5 protein-coding genes are annotated in these 4,964 nt (G+C 43.8%); 3 read left to right on the plus strand and 2 right to left on the minus strand.

Annotated features, from left to right (window positions below):
• The first annotated feature begins 70 nt into the window (after window positions 1–70).
• Entirely contained in the window at window positions 71–1,270 is a 1,200-nt protein-coding gene (locus RYZ26_RS19685) for a hypothetical protein (protein WP_317684965.1), read from the plus strand.
• Between the two features lie 502 nt (window positions 1,271–1,772).
• Here RYZ26_RS19685 and RYZ26_RS19690 read toward each other — a convergent pair.
• Both RYZ26_RS19690 and RYZ26_RS19695 read right to left on the minus strand, forming a co-directional pair.
• Window positions 1,773–2,540, minus strand: coding sequence for a hypothetical protein (locus tag RYZ26_RS19690; protein WP_317684967.1), 768 nt, complete (start codon window positions 2,538–2,540; stop codon window positions 1,773–1,775).
• Between the two features lie 123 nt (window positions 2,541–2,663).
• Entirely contained in the window at window positions 2,664–3,455 is a 792-nt protein-coding gene (locus RYZ26_RS19695) for an alpha/beta fold hydrolase (RefSeq protein ID WP_317684968.1), read from the minus strand.
• 276 nt (window positions 3,456–3,731) lie between these two features.
• Here RYZ26_RS19695 and RYZ26_RS19700 point away from each other — a divergent pair, with 276 nt between their 5' ends.
• Complete coding sequence (locus RYZ26_RS19700; protein ID WP_317684969.1) at window positions 3,732–4,100, plus strand: response regulator; 369 nt, start codon at window positions 3,732–3,734, stop codon at window positions 4,098–4,100.
• 22 nt (window positions 4,101–4,122) lie between these two features.
• Entirely contained in the window at window positions 4,123–4,848 is a 726-nt protein-coding gene (locus RYZ26_RS19705; RefSeq protein ID WP_317684970.1) for a substrate-binding periplasmic protein, read from the plus strand.
• The last annotated feature ends 116 nt before the right edge of the window (window positions 4,849–4,964 follow it).

The following is a 4,964-nucleotide window of genomic DNA, read 5'->3' on the forward strand; positions in this document are numbered from 1 at the left end:
TATGACAAAACGATGTTAAGCTTTCTCGGCTTCGTTCAGGTCACATCAATTCGGGTTTGGGTAAAGCACTTTGTCAACAGAACCTAAACATTATCTTGACCCAGAGAACTGGATTTTGCCAAGCAATAAGGAAGCAGCAGAACACTATCAAAATGACTGGAGAGGCAAAGAAGGAAACATAAAATCACTCATGCAGTTTCGGCGACACCTGTCCCCCCTAGATGTCTATTGTTATTTGAAAGACCGTTTTGGTTCTCCAAATGGGATGTTTAATATTCTCAAATCTCCTACGAGCGACAATCTGATCCACTGGGATTTTTTACTAAAATGTGAAGATGTGTTTATTTGCATTATGGGCAAGCACAGATCACTGGAAATTTTGGTTAACGGTAATTTGAATAAGGAGGAGTGGCAAACACTCGTAGAAAATTTTCGCCAAGGCTTTTCCAGCCATGCGAAAGGGAAAAGTGAAGAAAAAAATAAGCTTGAAGAATGGGCAGTTTTTATCAACAGATACTCTGAATTATGTTCAGAAGCTGAAATCCATCACGATATAATTTCTGACCTACAAAACTATCAGTATGTTAGTCCTGTGATATCTGATGAGGTAGAGAAATGGCAAAAAAAACAAGAAGAAGTAACAGACCAATTTCGTAAGCTACAACAAGCCAGTCTGTCCCTAAAAATGCTAACACCAATCATTTTAGAAGCATTTATTAATTTTCTTATATTAACTACATGCAAAAAAGAAATTCGCGAGCACAAGCCAACCTATGAAGCGAGGATAAAAGAAAAGCTCCACATCAAGGTTCCCTCCCTTCATTTAACCTGTGACTATTTCGCCAAGGCGATTGATACCAATGTTGAAGAATACAAACATTTCAAACGAATTATGGACAATCGAAATTGGTTTTTTCACGGGAATGCTGACCCAAGGAAGGATTGCTTGGAAAAAGTTTACTTTGAAAGGAATACACCCATATTTAAGAACGGTGGTGATGTTTTTGAACATTTCTTCAGTGCCCTAATAGAAATGATACAACCTAAAAAAATACTGGACGATTACATTCATGCACATGAGTTTATTCTTTATGTAATTGAATGTTTGGACCCAAAATACAAGGACGAATTCTGGATGATGTTGAAAGTTTCAACGTTGGGATTTAATACTAAAAGTGAAAGATTCGGTATCCTATTTCCTGATTATCTTGTTTCTTCGTTCCTTCCAGGTACACCTACAGATATCGGGTTGTTTGACAAAAAAGAATGACAAAAAAGTACTCAAATGCAATTCAAAGAATTTAGGGACGCACACCTAATTAAATTTCGTGTATGTCCCCGATACCTCATTCAAAGAAACTCACCAAGCCAGAAATAGAAAAAGCCAAAAACCATCATGAGGCAAAAATAAATAAAACTGGAAATTTTATCTTCCCAAGTCCCTTCGCCAGAATTTTCTTTAGAAATCCAGATTGATTTATTCAATGAATGAACCAGCTTGACCGAAAAGAACAATAATAGGCCAAAAATGAAAAACCGAAGTTGAAATTTTGCGGGATTATACCCAAGAAAGAATTCTATCGGGAAGAAAAAGATAAGACTAATCAGTAGTGCAACAATATACTGCCACCATTCAGGTTTCTTCCTTTTATATACCGCACCACACTCCAGACATTTCTTATAACCTCGCCGAATTTTTGCGTTACAAAGCCCACAATTCATCATATTTTATCTTTCTTTTTTTGAGTACTGATGCACAAGGCACGCGCCAACTAAATCCCCTGCCCATCCACATACCCCGTCGGCGCTTGGTTCCATTTTGTCAGGTAGGAGCGGCGGGCGCGGTGTTTTGTGGTGACGTTGACGCGCTCGGAGAATTGGACGTAGGCGAGCCAGAAGAGGAGCCAGCCGATACCGATTAAATCGCTGCCACTAAATCCTTCTGACAGGCCGAGCAAAGCCAGAAGCAGAATAATCACAGACATAATTGTATAGCTCATCTGGAAATAGCGACTTTTCTTGATCAGGAACCAAAGCGGGGTCCAGACAAGCAGGAGGAAAAACAACGACGCACCAACGACAAAGGCCAGATCATCCGAGAAATCCTGCCCCCAAAAAACCATGGCCAATTCAGCAAGCGGGCCCCAAACCAACTGAAAAACAAAGAACGCAAGCCAGCCATAAATCCCATAGAGCGGATGTTCTTTGGCTTGTTTTTCATCCAACAAGATCCATTCCCCGGTCAGGGTCTGGATGTTTTTGTATCCGATGGTCTTTGAAGGCTTGTGCGGGTAAAGCTGCTCATCAATTTTTTCCAAATCAACGGCTGAACCGATCAGAGAATAGCATTCCCTATAGTGCATCTTGTCTGTTTTTTCATCCCGATATACCTCTAGAATACGGATATCCTCGAAGTCACCTTCGTTTACAAGTGCATCAGCCGCCGCACGCACATGGGCGTAACTGTCACCTTCTGTGAAGACCTGCTGTGTTTTCCACGTCCCATTTTGTCGGGCCTGTATTCTGTAGGTTTCAGTCATCACATACTTCTATAAGCCATTCAAAGAAAACGAACATGCACAAAGCTAGCTTTACTCAACCCTTCGCGCAAGCTCTGTCTGACACACCCATTCAGATTGGTCACCTTGGAGCTACAATAAGACTCATAAAACAATTTTCTCCAGAAACTGGCGGATTTCATCCAGCACTAAATCGCACTGTTCCTTATGGGGCACGTGACCACAGCCGGGCAGCAGTCGCAAATGGCATTCCCCGCTTGTCAAGTTGGCATATCGATTGGGGTGAGCGGATGATCCATATTCATCCTTTTCCCCATGAATGATCAGACTGGGACAGGTGATCTTCGGCAAATATGCATCCAGATTCCAATCTTTGAATTCATCCGCCTGCCAGGTCCTGATCCAGGCATCCAGTACCCATCGGGTTTTGTCCCCATGGTATTTGATCAGACGATTAAGCTGTTGTTCCTGTTTGAAGAACACCTCCGCATCGCGAATACCAGCCAACGTCAAATCTTCCACAAAAGCCTGGGCAGCTTCGGTCATCAGTGCAGCACAGCGATCAGGAAATTGCGCTGCAACGGCTGCTGCCATCCCACCGCCCACGCTGTGACCCAAAACCATAAAGCGATCAATCTCCATAGCTTCCAGCATTGCTTTAAAGGTCGTCTTTGCTTCGTCGGTGATAAAGTCAAACGCAATGGCACCGGGGTGAGCATCCGACCTGCCAAACCCCAAACGATCATAGGCGATCACATCGTGCCCGGTTGCTACACACACCTGATCTGGGAAATCACGCCAAAGTTCAACCGACCCCAATGAATCGTGCAGCAGGATGATCGGCGCTTTAGCAGTTTCCCGCCCCTGCCATTTCTTCGCATAAACCGCCCCACGTGACGTTTCGATCCTATATTCTGAAGACATCAAACCCGGCATATTAAAATCCTTTTAGACCAAAACACTTACCCAGACTAAATAAAAACATCTGATAAAAAAATGAACGAGGAATTGAAAAATTAAAACAGTTCTAGAAATCAAGAAAAAACAGGCTTTTCATCCAGATAGGAATAATGAGTTGATCTAATCCTGCATCCATGCGCGCTTTAGATTGACAGAAATGCCCCTGCGCATCATTCTGATTATCGACGAGAAACAAACAATAAAAACCAATTTATCCCTTTACTCTTGGGGTATGAGATTGAGCGAAAAAAAATGACTAAAACGGTTTTAATCGTGGAAGATAACGAGATGAACATGAAATTGTTCAACGATCTCTTGCAGGCCCACGGTTACAATACGATCCAGACCAAAAACGGACATGACGCCAAAGACCTGGCCCTGAAACATGGCCCCGATCTGATCATCATGGATATCCAACTGCCGGAAATTTCAGGGATCGAAGTCACCAAAATCCTGAAATCGGAAGAAGCACTGACCAAAACCCCCATCGTGGCAGTAACCGCTTTTGCCATGAAAGGCGATGAGGAAAAAATCCTTGAAGGGGGCTGTGACGGTTATATATCCAAACCGATCTCTGTGCCGCTTTTCCTTGAAACAGTGCAGAAGTTCCTAGAGGCTTGAGTTACTCAAATCGTGAGGCCACATGGCAAAACTGACAGGCATACTTCTTTTAATTATTTACCACCTTACATTGCCTTCCCATGCAGACCTGTCTTTACGAATCAGCGCCATCGAAAATTCTGATAATTCCGATATCAGTGAGATCGTACTGCGCAAAGCCTACGAGAAAATCGGCTATCAACTCCACATCCTGTCCCTGCCCGCCAAACGCTCCCTCCATCATGCGAATGAGGGCCAGTCGGATGGTGAACTGTTTCGCATTGATGGGATGGAGAAGACCTTTACCAATCTGATCAAGGTCCCTGTGGCCGTCAATCAACTGGACGCCATGGTCATGACCCAGAAAGACGATTTCTCCGTCAAAGGATGGGACAGCCTGAACCCGTATCTGATTGCCATTCGCCGTGGGGTAAAATTCAGCGAGATAGGCACCAAGGGCATGTCCCGGGTCTATTTCAACAGCAACATGGGACTGGGGCGCATCCTTATTCAGGATAATAACGTGGATATCGCCGTGATTGCCCGTGCCAATGGCCTGCAGACCATCCAGCACCTGCGTGAGGTCAACGCAAGCCAGAAATTGCATCTGACAGAGCCACCGATTGCCACCTACCCGCTTTATCATTACCTGCATAAGAAACATGCTGATCTGGTACCCAGGCTGGCAGCCGTGCTTGAAGAAATGCAGGCCAATGGAGAAATGGCCGCCATTCGTACAAAATATTTTAAAGATAAATACGGACAATAAAAAAAGACCTCCGATCTTTCGAAGGCCTTTTTCTTGTGCTTGACCCGTCCTGAAATAAGTTGACAGATTGGAGACTTATTATGGGAAACAAAGAAAACAAGCGGGTTAAGCGCACA

The organism is Terasakiella sediminum, assembly GCF_033100395.1.
Taxonomy (GTDB): Bacteria; Pseudomonadota; Alphaproteobacteria; order Rhodospirillales; family Terasakiellaceae; genus Terasakiella.